Source organism: Lacrimispora sp. BS-2 (assembly GCF_040207125.1).
Taxonomy (GTDB): domain Bacteria; phylum Bacillota; class Clostridia; order Lachnospirales; family Lachnospiraceae; genus Lacrimispora.
Genome location: NZ_CP157940.1, coordinates 1,210,539 through 1,226,501 on the forward strand (window position 1 = coordinate 1,210,539; position 15,963 = coordinate 1,226,501).

A 15,963-nucleotide genomic window follows, 5' to 3' on the forward strand; every position below is an offset into this window, starting at 1 on the left:
ATGATTAATCTGATTATTGATGTCTCTAGATATCTGATGATACTGTTGATTACATTATACACATATTTAAATTTTCGTTTTTTTTCCTTGCCGGATGAAATCAGGAAAAGGAAAATTTGCGGGCACCAGAATTTTGCCATGTTTCTCATTCACTTCCTTGCCTATGTGATCATCTGGCTGGAGACGGAGGATGAGAAGATGCTGGTGTTTTACGTGGCACAGGTAATCTTCTTTTTCTGTTACCTTTTCCTGTACCGGCTTATTTACCGCAATGTATCCAGGCTGCTGGTCAACAATATGTGCATGCTCCTTACCATAGGATTTATTATGCTGACCAGGCTTTCTTTTGACCGGGCCATAAAGCAGTTTGTCATTGTGGCCGCTGCGGCCCTGGTGACCTTTGTCATCCCCTTTGTCATTGACAGGGTATGGCAGTTAAGCAGGATTCCATGGATCTATGGGATAGGAGGACTTCTCCTCCTTGGTATCGTATGCATTGCCGGAACCAGCAGCTACGGCGCCCAGCTTTCCATTGGGTTCGGCGGCTATTCCTTCCAGCCCACGGAATTTGTAAAGATCAGCTATGTCTTTTTTATAGCCACTATGTTTTACCGGTCTACCAGTTTAAAGACGATCCTTATTGTAACAGTAGCGGCAGCCCTTCATGTTCTCATTTTGGTGGCCTCCAGAGATCTTGGAAGCGCCCTGATTTTCTTTGTTACTTACATTTTCATGCTCTTTGTGGCAACGGGAAAATGGCTCTATCTTCTGGCAGGAGCAGGAGGCGGGACTCTTGCGGCTATGCTGGCCTATGAGTTATTCGGGCATGTAAGGACCAGAGTATCGGCATGGTTAAATCCCTGGTCAGATATTGCGGGAAAGGGATACCAGATCACCCAGTCTTTATTTGCCATTGGTACCGGAGGTTTATTTGGTATGGGACTGTACCGGGGGATGCCAGGAAGGATCCCGGTGGTAGAAAAGGATTTTATATTTTCAGCGATTTCGGAGGAGCTGGGAGGCATTTTTGCACTGTGTGTCCTTCTTATCTGTCTGGGATGCTTTTTACAGTTCATGATGATTGCCAGCCGGATGCAGGCAGTGTTCTATAAGCTGATTGCATTTGGCCTTGGAACTATTTATATTATTCAGGTATTTTTAACCGTAGGAGGAGTGACCAAATTCATTCCCTCCACAGGAGTGACCCTTCCCCTGGTCAGTTATGGAGGAAGCTCTATTTTAAGCACCTTTATCATTTTTGGAATCATCCAGGGGCTTTATATACTCAAACGCAATGAAGAGGAAGAAGAAAAATATGAAGGCTAACCCGAATCCAAAAGCAAATCACCATATTCTGATACTTACCTATGGGGTCGTACTACTTTTTGTAGGGCTTGCGGTTTATTTTGGCTATTTTCTGCTTGTGAAAAGCGACAGTGTGATCAATAATTCCTATAATGCCAGACTAGACAGCTTTGCAGACCGGGTGGTACGTGGGGAGATCTACAGCAATGACGGCAGGGCCCTTGCCAGGACAGAGGTGGATGGAGAGGGAAAGGAAACAAGGGTTTATCCCTATGATTCGCTGTTTGCCCATGTGGTGGGATATTCTACCAATGGAAAAACCGGTCTGGAAGCCCTGGCCAATTTCTATCTCTTGACCAGCCATGTAAATCTTGTGGAGCAGGTGGTAAATGAACTGTCATCTGTAAAGAATCAGGGGGACAGTGTTATCTCCACTCTTGATGTGGACTTACAGAAGACAGCCTATGATGCCTTGGGCAAGCGAAAAGGAGCGGTGGTAGTGATGGAGCCGGATACCGGCAAGATCCTTGCCATGGTATCCAAGCCGGATTACAATCCAAACACCCTGGCTGCGGACTGGAGTCATCTGGTTGCGGAGGAAAATACGTCAGGACAGTTATTAAACCGGGCAACCCAGGGGCTTTATCCTCCTGGTTCCACCTTTAAGCTGGTGACGGCTTTGGAGTATATAAAGGAAAATCCGTCCAATTATAATGATTATACCTTTGACTGCAACGGGACTTATAAAAATGGGGATTATACCATCCGGTGTTACCATGGGACAGCCCATGGACATCAAAATCTGCAGCAGGCATTTACAAACTCCTGCAACGGGGCTTTTTCCAATCTTGGTCTGCAACTGGATTTAAATGGATTAAAGAATACTGCGGACCAGCTTCTGTTTAATTCGGACCTGGCCCTGCCCATTGCCAGCAGTAAAAGCTCCTATTCCATGGGAAACGGGGCTGATACGTGGCAGATCCTTCAGACCTCCATCGGCCAGGGCCAGACTCAGATAACGCCCATTCATAATGCAATGATCGTGGCGGCCATTGCCAATGGCGGTACCCTTATGAAGCCTTATCTCATTGACCGGGTGGAAAATGCAGGGGGAGATGTCATTAAGAAATTTATGCCTCAGTCCTACATGAGTCTTATGACCGCCGTGGAGGCTTCTGAATTGACCGAGTTTATGCGTTCTGTTGTAACAGAGGGAACCGGCTCCGCTCTTAGGACCGATGCCTATACGGTAGCCGGAAAGACCGGATCTGCGGAATTTGAAACAGGTAAGGAAACCCATGCCTGGTTTGTGGGATTTGCTCCGGCAGACCATCCAAAAGTAGTCATAAGCGTGATTGCAGAAGAAAGCGGCTCCGGCGGACAGATAGCAGCACCCATTGCCAGAGCGCTTTTTGATTTATATTTTTCCAAACAATAAAAAGAACGATATTTGCTTTCCATGATTACGCACTTGCATATGAGTCCAAAAAGAGGTATACTAGAGCCAGTCTGTGTGACACACCAAAACCGGACTTCCAAAGGAAGTTACGGTTTCACTCTGGAGGAATTGCAATGATTGAAGCAACGAGTTGTGGCGGTGTGGTTATTTTTCGAGGTAAAATTCTGGTTTTATATAAGAATTACAAAAATAAGTATGAAGGTTGGGTTTTGCCAAAGGGAACAGTAGAAGCGGGTGAAGAGTATAAAGAGACGGCTCTCCGGGAAGTAAAGGAAGAGACAGGCGTAAGTGCGTCCATAATCAAATACATTGGTAAGAGCCAGTACTCCTTTAACACGCCTCAGGATATGGTGGAAAAAGATGTGCACTGGTATCTAATGATGGCCGACAGCTATTACAGTAAACCACAGCGGGAAGAATATTTTATTGATTCAGGATATTACAAATTCCATGAAGCGTATCATCTTCTGAAGTTTTCAAATGAAAAGCAAATATTGGAAAAGGCCTACAATGAATATCTGGATTTAAAGAAGAGTAATTTGTGGGGCAATAAGAAGTATTTCTGAAAGGTGAGCTCAGGGAAGTGCCTGGGCTTTCACTGGAAGAGCCGGAAAGGTTGTGGTTAAACTTTTCCGGCTCTTTTTACAGGAATCAATATGGAAAGACAGCTTTAAAAAGCAGCTTCCAGTTCTTTTAATCTGGCGAATAAGGAATTTGTGTTCAGCTCAAAAATAAGACCTTCGATTTTTGGACTTTCCATCACCTGATTGATATAGGAGCAATGGTTTACCATGGGATCCTGGTCCCTGCCTGCTATGACATCCAAGTCTTCCACTGCAACGATCTCGTCAACTACGATTCCCCATCCCATTTCATCCAGTATAAGAACCATTCCTTTGTAAATCGTTGAACGGAATAAATCCTTTGTCTGGTCCAGAAGATTTAAGATAGTTGGCATGGATTCTTCCTTTACCCGTTTTAAAATTTTAAAGAGGCATTCTTCCCTCTGGCATTCTTCACAGTCTTTTTTGCAGCGTTCCGCTTCGTCGGCAGCCAGATGAAGCCTTGCATGCGGCTCCTCTATTTTACTGAGATGACGGGCAATGGTAACGTTGTCGGTTTTAAAATTATCATACCACTTTCCTAAAGCGCACTGATGGGGATCTTTTGCCAGGCCGAAGGTTCCGCCCTCATGAATGAAACGCTCCAGTTCCTTTACCCAATTGATGTGATCCTGCTTTCTGGCATCAATCATCTCTTCAAAATCCCTGCATTCATCGGAAATAGGTTTTAGTCCAAAGGTTACCCGTAAATCAAGCATTTGTATGACCTCATTGCGGTATTTGAACATTCCGGTCACATTGGCTGGGGCGGCCGGTATTGTGCTGTATTGGGGCAGCTGCACAATGGTTGATATGTATTTACTGTTAATGCAATAGAGGGAGCCGGCAATTTTAAATAAAATATACGGATATTTGATCTCTTTTTCCATTTTTTGATAGTACCTTCCCTTTTTATTCTTGATATCTGTATTATATAGCCTCTTGCTACATAGTTCAACGTCTTTTGAGGAAAATTATATTTTAAAACGAAATATTAGACTATGAATAAATGAAAAATCAGAGTATAATGGAAGGGAATATCTGATCGGGATAGCACATATTTATCAGGGAGGAAGGAACATGGTAAAAGTAAGCTCTTTAAGCCGCAGCATCAATGCGTTTTATGTGGAATGGAGTGCTCTCAATCACTACTTGTCATCCTATGAATGCGAGCGGAATGGAGTACCATATGTCGGTTTTGGGGACCCTCGCGTCCAAAAGCTATGGAAGGGATTATCTGCCCAGGAACGGAAAGAGGTTATGAAACGCTTGGGTGCAAGAAATGAAACAGAATTGCAGAATTATTTTACCTGATTCTGCAAAGATATTTGAAGGAATGGAGAAATACATGTCTGAAAGAAAATTTGTAGTTGTTGACGGTTCTTCTATGCTGTCGACATGCTATTATGCGGTTTTACCAAGGGAGATTATGTTTGCAAAGTCAGAGGAGGAAAAGCAGAAGCATTATGATAAGATCCTTCATGCAAAGGACGGCACCTATACCAACGCAATTTTTGGAATGCTTAAGATGGTGGTCTCTCTGATGAAAAAACAGCAGCCGGATCACATTGCCTTTGTATTTGACAGAACCAGGGATACATTTCGAAGAGAATTGTACCCGGATTATAAGGGAACCAGGGGAGCTACACCGGAGCCGTTAAAAAACCAGTTTATCCTGATGGAAGAGATCTTAAAAGACGTGGGCTTTCAGGTGCTTTTAAGTGAACAGTATGAAGCTGATGATTATGCCGGAAGCCTGGTCATGAAATTCAGGGACAAGATTTCCATGATCCTCCTCACAAAGGATCACGATTATCTCCAGCTTGTAAATGATGAATATAATGTCCGGGCGTGGATGGTTCAGTCCCGGCAGGAAAAAGCGGACGAGCTGTATAAAAAGTACTATTCTTTTTACGGTGTAAAAAAAGAAGAGGTCAACCTTCCGGAAAAAGTTTTTGAATATACCTCTGATACGGTGTTACATGAAGAGGGAGTAAGGCCGGAGCAGATTGCGGATTTAAAGGGGATCCAGGGAGATCCTTCTGATAATATCCCGGGAGTAAAGGGAGTAAGCAGCGCGGTTCCTCCGCTTCTTAGGGAATATGGTACTGTGGAAGAGATATACCGTTCCATTCATGAGGCCGAGTCTGATAAAAAGAGCTTAAAAGCGCTTCAGGATTTCTGGAAAAATGAACTTGGAATCACCCGTTCTCCTTATAAGGCATTGACTAAGACCAGTGATGAGGAATTATGCGGGGAAAAAGCAGCTCTGCTTTCCAAAACCCTGGCTACCATGAAAACGGATATTCCCATTGACATGGAGCTTGAGGATTTTTCAGCAAATGCATATCAGGAGGAAAAAGTCAAAAATTGGCTTAAAACCCTTGATATAAAAGAAGCTTCCATTTTTGGCTCCAGTAAGTGATATTTATAAAAGTATTTTTTTATTCCGCCTGGGGACACTCATACAGAGCGTCCCTGATTTTAAGCGAAATACCAGCATAAATGCCAGGCCGTGTTTGAAGCTTGAAGCATTTGCCAGATGGAAGAATGCATGAATTCCCAAGTCTGGATTATTATTTGCAGAAATAAAGGAGAAACAGATTATGAGCAAATTTTATGAAATTTTGTCCTCTTTACTGGAAAAGACCATGGCACTTCAAACCTCTCTTGTCCTTTTTGAATGGGATAATGAAACTCTCGCTCCGGAAGGTGCCGGTTCCTATACTTCACGGGTGATCGGTGTGCTCTCAGAGGAATATTACAAGGTTATGACAGGGGAAGAGATGGGGAAAGCCATTGCCGGCTGCGAGGAAGATAATAGTCTGTCCGATGTGGAGCGGGCCATTGTCAAGGGAGCGAAGGAAGCCAGGGAAGAACTGGTGTGCATTCCATCAAAGGAGTACAGGGAGAATGCCCAGCTCATAGCGGAGGCAGCCAGAATCTGGTCAAAGGCAAAAAAAGAGGAAGATTTTGATTCCTTTGCGCCGACTCTTGAAAAAGTAATCGGTTTTAAAAAGAAGTTTGCTTCTTACCGGAAGAAGGAAGGCCAGAAGCTTTATGATATCATATTAGATGAGTTTGAAAAAGGGTTCAATATGGAGCTCCTGGATGAATTCTTTAGCCGGCTTAAAGAAGAGATCGTACCTCTTTTAAAAGAGATTAAGGAAAATGGCAAGACCATTGATGATTCCTTTTTATCAGGCGGTTATTCTGAGGAAAAACAAAGGGAGATGGCACATTATCTTGCCGAATATGTTGGCTTTGACTTTACAAAGGGTGTTCTTTCAGAAAGCGCTCATCCATTTACCACAAATCTCCATAACCACGATGTCAGGATCACCACCAGTTATCGGGAGAAGGTGGATAACTCCATGTTCTCCGTGATTCATGAAGCCGGTCATGGACTTTATGAGCTGGGAATCAGTGATGAGATCACCCAGACTCCGGTTGGTCAGGGGACATCCATGGGAATGCACGAATCCCAGTCCCGCTTTTTTGAGAACATCATCGGCCGCAGCCAGGCCTTCTGGGTTCCTATTTATAAAAAGCTTCAGGAACTATATCCTGAACAATTAAAGGAAATTTCCATTGAACAGTATATGGATGCAATTAATAAGGTGGAGCCAAGCTTTATCCGGACAGAGGCAGACGAACTCACCTACAATCTTCATATTATGATCCGCTATGAATTAGAGAAAATGATTATAGAAGAAGACGTGGACTTAAAGAAGCTTCCGGAAATCTGGGCGGATAAATATGAGGAATATCTTGGGGTGCGCCCGGAAAATCCATCAGAGGGAATCCTTCAGGATATTCACTGGTCCCAGGGACTGATCGGCTATTTTCCGTCTTATGCACTGGGAAATGCTTTTGGGGCTCAGCTTTATTACCATATGAGAAAAGAGATGGATTTTGACGAACTTCTTAAAGATGGAAAGCTTGACGTTATAAGAGAGTATTTAAGGGAACATGTCCACAAGTTTGGAAAGCTGAAAACCAGCCGTGAAATCTTAAAGGATGTTACGGGTGAGGATTTTACTCCGGATTATTTCATTCAGTACTTAAAGGAAAAGTATCGCAGCCTTTATGAGTTGTCATAATGCCTCAGCCGGAACAGTTTACGAATATCCGCTTAATTCTGGTGAGGTTTGAATAAAAAGGGAACCTGTTTAAGAATATTTTTCGGTTGAAAAGAGGATGAATATGGAAAATATCAAAAAAAGCGCATCGGAACTGATCGGCCATACCCCCCTTGTGGAATTGTCTAATTATGGGAAACGGCACCATGCGGCAGCTGTCATTATAGGGAAGCTGGAATATTTTAATCCTGCAGGAAGCGTAAAGGACCGGGCGGCCCTCTATATGATTCAGGATGGAGAAAAGTCCGGCGTCTTAAAGCCAGGCGCCACGATCATAGAACCGACTTCCGGCAACACTGGAATCGGCATCGCAAGCATAGCTGCCATGAGGGGATATAAGGCCATTCTTACCATGCCTGAGACCATGAGCGTGGAACGGCGCAATCTTTTAAAGGCCTATGGAGCGGAAATTGTATTAACAGAAGGAGCAAAAGGGATGTCAGGCGCCATTGCAAAGGCGAAAGAGCTGCAAGATGAAATAGCCGGTTCCGTCATTCTGGGGCAGTTTGACAATCCGTCCAATTCCAAAGCCCACTATGAAACCACCGGCCCTGAGATATGGGAGGATACCGATGGAAAGATCGATGTTTTTATAGCCGGCGTGGGAACCGGAGGCACCATTACCGGAGCAGGAGAATACTTAAAAAGTAAAAAACCTGACATAAAGGTGATAGCAGTGGAACCTGCCGCTTCACCGGTTCTTTCCGGAGGAAAGCCGGGGCCACATGGAATTCAGGGAATCGGAGCGGGATTTGTCCCGTCGATTCTTAAAACCGATGTTTACGATGAAATTATAACAGTGGAAAATGGAGATGCTTACGAGACAGGAAAAGAACTGGCACAAACAGAGGGGATTTTAGTGGGGATTTCCTCCTCCGCAGCCGTATGGGCGGCCAGGGAAGTGGCAAAGCGTCCGGAATATGCCGGGAAAAGGATCGTTGTAGTCCTTCCTGATACCGGTGACAGATACTTATCCACTCCTTTGTTTACCTAAATTATAAAAATGCAAATATTAAAACCAGGGCAGCTGCGATTATGCAAGCCCTGGTTTTTGATTAATAGCGCGTATGCTCTTTCCAGTTTATGGAATAATAATAATTAATTTCCGCTCCGAAAAACAGAATGCAGATACAGGCATAAATCCATAGCATTAACAGCACAATGGCGGTAAGGCTTCCGTACATGACAGAGTAATTTCCGAAGTTATTAAAATAAATAGAAAACGCAAAGGAAGAACCGATCCAGCCCAATGTACAAAAGGCGGCTCCGGGAAGCTGACTAATAAAGTGCTGCTTTTTTTCCGGTACATAGGTATAAAGGACAGCAAAGCAGATCGTCAGAATGAAAACGAGCATGGTACGAAACGTAAGAACATGCTGGGTGATCTCGGCCAGCAGCGGAAAGTGGCGGTTCATAAAGCTCTGGATGGAGCCTCCAAGGACCAGCAGAACAAGGGTCAGGAGACAGATGGCCATAAAGATGATGGTATAGCCGGCACAGATGATCCGGGTCACAATATAGTTTCGCTTTTTCTCCTGGCCAAATACCCGGTTCAAGCCCCGCTCAATACTGAGCATCCCCTTGGAAGCAGACCATATGGCAGCCACTGCGGTCACGGAAAGGACAGCTACCGGAGAATTAGTATAAAGGTCATCGATAACAGATACGATTAAGCTGTTTATTTCCAGTGTGCTTGGGATAATTGTGACCATAAGCTGGAGCAGATTGGCTTTCGTAATGGATGGGATGAGCTGTATCAATGCCAGTAAAAGCATCATAAAGGGAAATGCTGCAATGATGGAGAAAAAGGAGGCCTGGGCTGCATATACGGTCATCTCATCCCTGCTGTATTTGTCATAGATTTGCTTGCAGCGCAATAAGAATCGAATCATAATCTCTCCTTTTCCTGTCATAATTTTCCCCGCTAATATTAGAATATTATCATGGAACAAAAAAAATATCAAGGGATAGGTAAAAACACCCACAGGATTGACAGATCGGTTCATAAATCATAGAATGAAGCCAGTGAGTATGAAAATGGGCAGTGAGGAAAGGAACGAAAAACAGATGGAAAATATTTCTGCAAAGACCATAGTGACCAGAACAAAAGGCTCCCAGTGGTTTGGTATTGACTATAATATGAATATCTATAAAGGGTGCTGCCATGGCTGTATTTATTGTGACAGCCGCTCAGACTGTTACCGGATTGCGGATTTTGATTCGGTGCGGGTCAAGGAGGATGCCCTGCGCATCATCCGGGACGATTTAAGGCGCAAGGTGAGAACCGGTATTGTAGGGACAGGAGCCATGAGCGATCCCTACAATCCTTTTGAAAAAGAACTTGAATTAACAAGACATGCCCTTGAGCTTATTGACGCATATGGCTTTGGAGCGGCAGTGGCTACGAAAAGCGCCCTTCTTAAACGGGACATGGATGTTCTTAAAGGAATCATGGAGCATTCCCCTGTCCTGTGCAAAGTGACGGTTACCACGACAGACGATGATCTGGCGAAAAAAATCGAACCTAATGTATCCCGCCCTTCCGAGCGGCTGGCTTTGATTGAGGCATTAAGGAAGAACGGGATATTTGCGGGGATATTATTGATGCCGGTTCTTCCGTTTCTGGAGGATAGCGAGGAAAATATCCTTTCAATCGTAAAAGCTGCCCATGATACCGGAGCCAGCTTTATTTATCCAGCTTTTGGGGTGACCTTGAGGAATAATCAGAGAGAATGGTATTTTGACCGCCTCCGGGAACAGTTTCCCCAGCAGGATCTGGTTTCCGAATATATCAGGCGTTATGGAAACAGTTATGAATGTACAAGCCCGGGTGCAAAAAAGCTGTGGCAGATATTTTCCAGAGAGTGTGAGCGGTATGGGATATTATACCGGATGAAAGATATCATTCATGGGTATAAAAAGAATTACGTGGTAACCCAGTTAAGCCTTTTTGATTAGGAAAGGGACATCAGTTCACCAAAATAGGAAACAAATTCTTTGGCTATGTTTGAAACATAGCCATTTTTTTTATATACGGCTGCCATCCTGGTAACAGTATCTTTAGAGTCGATCTCCCTGAAAACAAGACTGGTATGTTCCCCTGTTTTGCTGATGGATTCAGGCACCAGGGCGATCCCAAGGCCGATGGCCGCCCATTGAAGACAGGTCCTGGCATCATCATTGCGGCAAAAAACATTGGGAACTATGCCGTTGTTTTGGAAGGCAAGAGAGATGATGGAATCAAACCGGCGGTAATAGATCAAAGGCTTGCCTGAAAGGTCTGTCAGCCTGATTTTATTCATGGGAACGCCTGAAAAAAAGGAAGGGTTTCCAACCGCCATTAAAGGTTCTTCTTTTCCGTATTCGCATTCAAAACCCTCTGCATTAAATGGAGTACGGATAATGGAGCATTCTACAATCCCGTTTTTCATCTTTTCTAGAAGCTCGTAAGTATTTCCTTCTGTGACCTCAAACCGTACCTTTGGATGGGTACAGCAGTATGCCTTTAAAAAGTCGTGGAGCATATTACCGGAAGAAGAGATGGTTCCCAGTTTTAAAACTCCATTGGAAGCAGCCTGGAAATGATGGAGTTCTTCCGCAATGGAATCCATCATGGACAGAATGTCTTTGGCTCTGGAATATAAAAAAGTTCCTGCTTCCGTCAGTTCCGTTTTTCTGGAACCGCGTTCAAAAAGCTTTACCCCAAGCTCCTCTTCCAGCAGAAAAATCTGCTTGCTTAAAGGCGGCTGGGATAATCCCAGCTTTTTGGCTGCGGCTGTAAAGCCTCCGGTTTCTGCAATTGTAGTAAAATAGTAAAGCTGCTTTGAATTAATTGGATTCATTGGGATATCCTCTATTTCATATTTAGTATTGTATTATTATACCAAACTGGTATAATGTTACAAGGTATTATTCCTAAAATATATTAAAATTTCAAAAGCGGAGGAATATTAGGATGAAAAAGCTCCTGAAATATTTAAAGGACTATAAGCTGGAAAGCGTTATGGGGCCGTTATTTAAGCTTCTGGAAGCCTGCTTTGAATTATTGGTGCCTCTTGTAATGGCAAAGGTGATCGACGTGGGGATCAAGTCCCAGAACATGCCTTATATCCTTAAGATGGGCGGATTATTGGTGGTGCTTGGCATTATAGGCCTTGCCTGCTCTATTACGGCCCAGTATTTTGCGGCAAAAGCAGCGGCAGGCTTTGGAACTTCTCTGCGAAATGATTTGTTTGCCCATATAGGCAGGCTCTCGTACCAGGAAATAGACTCCATTGGGACCGCTACCCTGATTACCCGTATAACCAGCGATGCCAATCAGGTTCAGTCGGGAGTGAATTTATTCCTCCGTCTGTTCCTTCGCTCTCCGTTTGTGGTATGCGGCGCCATGATCATGGCATTTACCATTAATGTCAGGACAGCTGTTATTTTTGCGGTGCTTATCCCCATTCTTTCCTTTGTGGTATTCGGCATTATGCTGATCAGCATCCCACTGTATAAAAAGGTGCAGAAGCAATTGGACCAGGTGCTTTTGGCTGTCAGAGAGAATCTTGAAGGAGTCCGAGTTATCCGTGCCTTTGACCGTCAGAATGATGAAATGCGCCGGTTTGATGAGGGAAATGGCCTTTTGGTACGTTTCCAGGTTTTTGTAGGTAAAATTGCAGCTTTAATGAACCCTCTTACCTATGTGATGATCAACCTAGGGATCATTGTTCTTATCAATGCCGGTGCCGGACAGGTCCAGAGGGGCATCATCACCCAGGGTGAAGTGATCGCGCTGGTAAATTACATGTCCCAGATTCTGGTGGAACTTGTAAAACTGGCAAATCTGATCATTACGATTTCAAAGTCCCTGGCCTGCGCCGGCCGGATAAGTGCTGTATTTGAACAGGAGCCTGCCATTACAGAAATCTCTCATGAGGCTGTGGAAGAGAAGCAGGGCGCGCCTAAAGTGGAATTTGACCGTATGACCTTTGCCTATGCAGGGGCCAAGGATGCGGCATTAAGCGGCTTGTCCTTTCGGGTCATGGAAGGGGAGACCATCGGAATCATCGGTGGAACAGGCTCCGGCAAGACCACTCTGGTAAATCTGATTCCCCGGTTTTATGAGGTTACAGAAGGTTACGTAAAGGTAGGGGGAGTTGATGTGAGACAATATCCTTTGGGCCAGCTTCGGGAGCTGGTTGGGATTGTCCCTCAAAAGGCAGTGCTTTTTAAAGGAAGCCTTAGGGAAAACATGAAGTGGGGGAAAAAGGAGGCAACGGACAGGGAGATTTATCAGGCTCTTTCCATTGCCCAGGCAAAGGATTTTGTAGAGGAAAAAGGGCAAGGGCTGGAACTCATGATCCAGGCGGGAGGAAAGAATCTTTCCGGCGGACAGCGGCAGAGGCTTGCCATTGCAAGGGCTTTGGTAAAAGATCCCCGGATCCTCATTATGGATGACAGTGCTTCCGCCCTGGATTTTGCTACCGATGCAAGGCTTAGAAAGGCAATTAAGGAAAGTACCGGGAATATGACCGTATTCCTGGTGTCCCAGAGAGCTTCCACCATTAAAAATGCAGACAGGATCCTGGTCCTTGATGACGGACAAATGGCAGGCTGGGGAACCCATGAGGAGCTGTTAACTTCCTGCCAGGTTTACCGGGAAATCTGCTTATCTCAGCTGTCGAAAGAGGAGGTGCAATAGCATGGACATAAATAGATACAAATTCACTGTCAAACGGATCCTTGGCTCCATTGGCCGTTATAAATGGGGAGTTGCTGCCTCCCTGGCCTGTGCTTTTGTCACGGTCCTGCTGACCTTGTACGTTCCCATCCTCACAGGCAGGGCCATTGACTGTATTGTGGGAGCAGGAGCAGTTGATTTTGCCGGTATGTGGTTGATTTTAAAGCAAATCGGAGTCATCATAGCAATAACAGCGGCAGCCCAGTGGCTTATGAGCCATATCAACAATCTGATTACCTACCGGGTGGTAAAGGATATCAGGACCCAGGCATTTAATAAGCTGGAGATCCTTCCTTTAAAATATATTGACTCCCATTCTCACGGAGATATTATAAACAGGATCATTGCGGATATCGATCAGTTCTCCGACGGGTTGTTAATGGGCTTTACCCAGCTCTTCACCGGAGTCCTCACTATTTTGGGAACATTGTTTTTCATGTTTTCCATGAATTCTGCCATAACGGTTGTGGTAGTGCTGGTAACGCCGGTTTCCCTATTTGCAGCCAGTTTTATTGCAAGAAAGACCTTCCGCATGTTCAAGATGCAGTCACAGACCAGAGGAGAGCTGACTTCTCTTGTGGAAGAGATGCTGGGAAATCAGAAGGTGGTGCAGGCTTTTGCCCATGAAGCCGATGCACAGGAGAAATTTGAAGATATCAATGAGGATTTGCGTGTCTGGAGCCTGAAAGCCACTTTCTTTTCATCCATTACCAATCCGGCGACCCGCTTTGTGAACAGCCTTGTTTATGCCAGCGTTGGAATTGCCGGTGCCTTTGCGGCTGTAAAGGGGCTTTTATCCATAGGACAGCTTTCCTGCTTTTTAAGCTATGCCAATCAATATACAAAGCCGTTTAATGAAATATCAGGAGTGATTACAGAGCTTCAAAACGCCCTTGCTTCTGCAACTCGTGTATTTGATCTGATCGACGAAGAGCCTCAAATCCCGGAGGAGCCTGACGCAGCAGTGCTCTGCAATGCAAAGGGAGAGGTATCCCTGGAGCATGTGTACTTTTCCTATAATCCGGATATCCAATTAATTGAGAATATGAATCTAAAGGTGCGGCCGGGACAGAGAGTTGCCATTGTAGGCCCCACCGGCTGCGGAAAAAGTACGGTGATCAATCTCCTCATGCGCTTTTATGATGTGGATTCCGGTTCTATCCGGGTGGATGGGACAGATGTGCGTCATATGACCAGACAAAGCTTAAGAACCAGTTACGGCATGGTGCTCCAGGAAACCTGGTTAAAGTCAGGGACAATTCGTGAAAATATCGCATACGGAAGGCCGGATGCGGCTGAGGAGGAGATCATTCTTGCAGCAAAGGAGGCTCATGCCCATGGCTTTATCAGGCGCATGCCGGAAGGATATGATACTGTCATAACGGAAGACGGAGGAAACTTATCCCAGGGCCAGAAGCAGCTTTTATGCATTGCAAGAGTCATGCTGTGTCTTCCGCCCATGCTGATCCTTGATGAAGCCACTTCTTCCATTGATACCAGAACCGAGATAAAAATACAGAAGGCTTTTGGAAAAATGATGGAGGGGCGTACCAGCTTTATTGTCGCCCACCGGCTTTCAACCATAAAAGAAGCGGATGTGATACTGGTCATGCGGGATGGCCACATCATTGAGCAGGGAACTCATGACAGTCTCATTTCCCAAAATGGATTTTATGCCCAGCTATATAACAGCCAATTTGCTGTGTAATTCCCATGAAAATGTAAAAAATAGCGCCAGAAAGCGATTCAAATCATGCTTTTCTGGCGCTATTATTATTTTTTTGTTATGAAACACTTTATAAATTTCGATATTCAATATAAAATAGCATTATAAAGGCGGTATGAATATGTCAGAGATTATTATGGAAGCTGGAAGGGCGGCCTCTTTCAGGCCCGTAAGAATTCCTTTGCAGTACACGGATAAAGGAAGGGGGTATGGATGATTTTTACGGTCGTATTACAGGAATGGATTAAGTTATTGATTCTGTAAAAGATATTGTAAAAATCTTGGCCGTATTTTATGGTTTAAAAGAACAGGGGGAAAAGATGAGTTTTTTAGATATTATATTGACGGGTGCACTGATAGCTGAGAGTGTACTTTTAATTTTGTTAGTCCATTTTTATAAAACTGAAAAAGAAAAAGTTCAGATTGAGAAAACAAAAAGAGCCGAAGATAAGGAGTATATTGATATTTTCATAGAGCACCTGGAAAAACGGGCTGAAACTTATGAAATACTCCTGGAATTTAAAAGAATTTTAGAAGAAGCTTATAAGGATGCTATTTAAAAAAGGAAAAAGGGCAGATACCCGCCTTATTTCATTCAGGTAGGATCCATACAAAAATAATCCTTGACATTTTGAACATCCGTTATTACAATGGTACGTAACGTTACAATTTAAAATATCAAATGCAATGAAGGTGTAAGTAAATCCTTATTTTCTTCCAGAGAGAAGGGGCCATCGGCTGTAAGCCCTTTTAAGTTCAGCTAAGAGATTGAATTTCCCACCGAAGCAGCATGATTGAAACCAGCGGCAGTTTAGGCGGCCGGTCTGGCGGGTAAGTCATGACGTTAATACACGTTACGTATACCGAGTGCCTGTGTGATGCACAGGAATCAGGGTGGTACCGCGAATATAGCTTCGTCCCTTTTTGGGGCGGAGCTTTTTTTAGTTCATTTTACTGTTAAAGCAGTAAATATAAAATTTGATTATGGAAAGAAGGAGAGCACG

14 protein-coding genes and 1 other annotated feature are annotated in these 15,963 nt (G+C 44.3%); of the genes, 11 read left to right on the forward strand and 3 right to left on the reverse strand.

The features are described 5' to 3' along the window. From ABFV83_RS05780 to ABFV83_RS05790, 3 genes are all read left to right on the forward strand, one after another. Nucleotides 1-1,326, forward strand: a complete 1,326-nt coding sequence (locus tag ABFV83_RS05780; RefSeq protein WP_349947975.1) for an FtsW/RodA/SpoVE family cell cycle protein — start codon at nt 1-3, stop codon at nt 1,324-1,326. After that, entirely contained in the window at nt 1,316-2,743 is a 1,428-nt protein-coding gene (locus tag ABFV83_RS05785) for a penicillin-binding transpeptidase domain-containing protein (RefSeq protein WP_349947976.1), read from the forward strand. Before ABFV83_RS05780 ends, ABFV83_RS05785 begins: the two co-directional genes overlap by 11 nt. 134 nt (nt 2,744-2,877) lie before the next feature. Then, a complete protein-coding gene (locus ABFV83_RS05790; protein WP_002603763.1) occupies nt 2,878-3,330 on the forward strand; it encodes an NUDIX hydrolase in 453 nt (150 codons plus the stop codon). Nucleotides 3,331-3,434: 104 nt separating this feature from the next. Here the strand turns inward: ABFV83_RS05790 and ABFV83_RS05795 are convergent, their stop codons facing one another. Continuing rightward, complete coding sequence (locus tag ABFV83_RS05795) at nt 3,435-4,256, reverse strand: CZB domain-containing protein (protein WP_349947977.1); 822 nt, start codon at nt 4,254-4,256, stop codon at nt 3,435-3,437. Nucleotides 4,257-4,446: 190 nt separating this feature from the next. Between ABFV83_RS05795 and ABFV83_RS05800 the strand changes: the two genes are divergently transcribed. The 4 genes from ABFV83_RS05800 to cysK all read left to right on the forward strand — a co-directional run bounded on the left by ABFV83_RS05800 (nt 4,447) and on the right by cysK (nt 8,502). Further along, nucleotides 4,447-4,680 (forward strand): hypothetical protein, encoded by a 234-nt coding sequence (locus ABFV83_RS05800; RefSeq protein ID WP_349947978.1) that lies wholly within the window; start codon nt 4,447-4,449, stop codon nt 4,678-4,680. Between the two features lie 34 nt (nt 4,681-4,714). Continuing rightward, the gene (locus tag ABFV83_RS05805) at nt 4,715-5,791 is read left to right on the forward strand and encodes a 5'-3' exonuclease H3TH domain-containing protein (RefSeq protein WP_349947979.1); all 1,077 of its coding nucleotides are present in this window, start codon (nt 4,715-4,717) and stop codon (nt 5,789-5,791) included. A 181-nt stretch (nt 5,792-5,972) separates the two neighbouring features. Further along, nucleotides 5,973-7,469 carry a carboxypeptidase M32 gene (locus ABFV83_RS05810; RefSeq protein ID WP_349947980.1) on the forward strand — a complete coding sequence of 499 codons (1,497 nt, stop codon included), beginning with the start codon at nt 5,973-5,975 and terminating at the stop codon, nt 7,467-7,469. 103 nt (nt 7,470-7,572) lie between these two features. Beyond that, the gene (cysK, locus tag ABFV83_RS05815; RefSeq protein ID WP_349947981.1) at nt 7,573-8,502 is read left to right on the forward strand and encodes a cysteine synthase A; all 930 of its coding nucleotides are present in this window, start codon (nt 7,573-7,575) and stop codon (nt 8,500-8,502) included. A 61-nt stretch (nt 8,503-8,563) separates the two neighbouring features. On the opposite strand, the gene ABFV83_RS05820 is transcribed toward cysK, so the two are convergent. Further along, nucleotides 8,564-9,400 (reverse strand): YihY/virulence factor BrkB family protein, encoded by an 837-nt coding sequence (locus tag ABFV83_RS05820; protein ID WP_349947982.1) that lies wholly within the window; start codon nt 9,398-9,400, stop codon nt 8,564-8,566. A 175-nt stretch (nt 9,401-9,575) separates the two neighbouring features. On the opposite strand from ABFV83_RS05820, the gene ABFV83_RS05825 reads away from it, so the two are divergent. Beyond that, nucleotides 9,576-10,466 carry a radical SAM protein gene (locus ABFV83_RS05825; RefSeq protein WP_349948870.1) on the forward strand — a complete coding sequence of 297 codons (891 nt, stop codon included), beginning with the start codon at nt 9,576-9,578 and terminating at the stop codon, nt 10,464-10,466. Here the strand turns inward: ABFV83_RS05825 and ABFV83_RS05830 are convergent. Then, nucleotides 10,463-11,350, reverse strand: a complete 888-nt coding sequence (locus tag ABFV83_RS05830) for a LysR family transcriptional regulator (protein WP_349947983.1) — start codon at nt 11,348-11,350, stop codon at nt 10,463-10,465. The genes ABFV83_RS05825 and ABFV83_RS05830 overlap by 4 nt on opposite strands. Nucleotides 11,351-11,463: 113 nt before the next feature. On the opposite strand from ABFV83_RS05830, the gene ABFV83_RS05835 reads away from it, so the two are divergent. The 3 genes from ABFV83_RS05835 (at nt 11,464) to ABFV83_RS05845 (ending at nt 15,519) form a co-directional block, all read left to right on the forward strand. Then, nucleotides 11,464-13,194 carry an ABC transporter ATP-binding protein gene (locus tag ABFV83_RS05835; protein WP_349947984.1) on the forward strand — a complete coding sequence of 577 codons (1,731 nt, stop codon included), beginning with the start codon at nt 11,464-11,466 and terminating at the stop codon, nt 13,192-13,194. A 1-nt stretch (nt 13,195) separates the two neighbouring features. Then, nucleotides 13,196-14,941 (forward strand): ABC transporter ATP-binding protein, encoded by a 1,746-nt coding sequence (locus ABFV83_RS05840; RefSeq protein ID WP_349947985.1) that lies wholly within the window; start codon nt 13,196-13,198, stop codon nt 14,939-14,941. 338 nt (nt 14,942-15,279) lie between these two features. Continuing rightward, the gene (locus tag ABFV83_RS05845) at nt 15,280-15,519 is read left to right on the forward strand and encodes a hypothetical protein (protein WP_349947986.1); all 240 of its coding nucleotides are present in this window, start codon (nt 15,280-15,282) and stop codon (nt 15,517-15,519) included. Between the two features lie 118 nt (nt 15,520-15,637). Beyond that, nucleotides 15,638-15,884, forward strand: a binding site (T-box leader). Nucleotides 15,885-15,963 lie beyond the last annotated feature (79 nt).